This window comes from Sphingobium sp. WR1, assembly GCF_059693745.1.
In genome coordinates, this window is the sequence record NZ_JCATID010000077.1 from 1 (window position 1) to 1,967 (window position 1,967).

General features: G+C 64.0%; 2 protein-coding genes. Both read left to right on the forward strand.

Annotation, left to right across the window (positions count from 1 at the left end; all coding sequences use genetic code 11):
- The coding region (locus tag AC58EF_RS28405) for an acetaldehyde dehydrogenase (acetylating) (protein WP_497279698.1) at positions 1–940 on the forward strand (940 nt) is incomplete at its 5' end.
- Positions 937–1,967: 4-hydroxy-2-oxovalerate aldolase (gene dmpG / locus AC58EF_RS28410; protein WP_497279700.1), on the forward strand; the 1,031-nt coding region annotated here is incomplete at its 3' end. The genes AC58EF_RS28405 and dmpG, both read left to right, overlap by 4 nt.

Consider the following 1,967-nt stretch of genomic DNA (forward strand, 5'->3'; position numbering starts at 1 on the left):
CAAGGTGAAGGCCGCGATCATTGGATCGGGCAATATCGGGACGGATTTGATGATCAAGATGATCAAATATCCGCAGAATATGGAACTGGTGGCGGTGGTCGGCATCGACGAAGCCTCCGAGGGCCTGGCGATGGCGCGCGAGCGCGGCGTGGCGACCACCCATGAAGGTCTGGATGGTCTGCGCGCCATGCCGGAATATATGGATATCGGCATCGTCTTCGACGCGACCTCGGCCTATGCGCACAAGGTCCATGACGCCGCGCTACGCGCCGACGGCAAGCAGGTGGTGGACCTCACCCCCGCCGCCATCGGTCCCTACACCATTCCGACCGTCAACGGCGAAGCCAATCTCGACGCCGGGAACGTCAACATGGTGACCTGCGGTGGGCAGGCGACGATCCCGATGGTCGCAGCCGTCAGCCAGGTCGCGACGGTCCATTATGCCGAGATCGTGGCCTCGGTCTCCTCGCGCTCGGCCGGTCCCGGCACCCGCGCTAATATCGACGAGTTCACCCGCACCACGGCGGGCGCGATCGAAAAGGTCGGCGGCGCGGCGCAGGGCAAGGCGATCATCATCTTGAACCCCGCCGAACCGCCGATGATCATGCGCGACACCGTCTTCACCCTCTCCGAAGGCGCCGACGAGGAAACCATCCGCGCCTCGGTGGAAGCGATGGTGAAGAAGGTGCAGGCCTATGTGCCGGGCTATCGGCTGAAGCAGGAAGTGCAGTTCGAACGCTTCGGCGACAACAACAAACTGAAGATCCCCGGCCGCGGCGAGTTCACCGGGATCAAGACGATGATCCTGCTCGAAGTCGAAGGGGCGGGGGATTATCTCCCCAGTTACTCGGGCAATCTCGATATCATGACCGCCGCCGCCAAGGCGACGGGCGAGTTGCTGGCGCAGCGCATTGCGCAAGGAAAGAAGGTGGCGGCATGACCAAGACATTCAACGTCGAAGCGGGCGACAAGCTCTACATCCAGGACGTCACCCTGCGCGATGGTATGCACGCCATCCGTCACATGTATGGCATCGACCATGTGAAGGCGATTGCCAGGGCGCTGGACGATGCGGGCGTCGATGCGATCGAGGTCGCTCATGGCGATGGCCTGAATGGCGCCAGCTTCAACTATGGTTTCGGCGCGCATACCGACTGGGAATGGCTGGAGGCCGTGGCTTCTGTCCTCACCCGTTCAATGTTGACGACGCTGATCCTGCCCGGCGTCGGTACGGTCGAGGAACTGCGCCGCGCCTATGATATCGGCGTGCGCTCGGTCCGCGTGGCCACCCATTGCACCGAGGCGGATGTCAGCAAGCAGCATATCGGCATCGCCCGTGACTTGGGCATGGACGTGTCGGGCTTCCTGATGATGAGCCACATGATCGAGCCGGAGAAGCTTGCCGAACAAGCCGTCCTCATGGAAAGCTATGGCGCGCAGTGCGTCTATGTGACCGACAGCGGTGGCGCGCTCGACATGGACGGGGTGAAGGCCCGGCTCGAGGCCTATGACCGGGTGCTCAAGTCCGAAACCCAGCGCGGCATTCACGCCCACCACAACCTGTCGCTCGGCGTCGCCAACTCGATCGTCGCGGCGCAGCAGGGCGCGGTGCGGATCGACGCTTCGCTGACCGGCATGGGTGCGGGCGCGGGCAATGCGCCGCTGGAGGTCTTCATCGCCGCCGCCGACCGCAAGGGCTGGAACCATGGCTGCGACGTCAACGCGCTGATGGATGCGGCGGAAGACCTCGTTCGTCCGCTGCAGGACCGCCCGGTGCGCGTCGATCGCGAGACGCTCGCGCTCGGCTATGCCGGCGTCTATTCCAGCTTCCTGCGCCATGCCGAAAAGGCGGCCGAAACTTACGGCCTCGACACCCGCACCATCCTGGTCGAACTCGGCCGCCGCAAAATGGTCGGCGGGCAGGAGGATATGATCGTCGATGTCGCGCTCGACATGCTCAAGGCGCG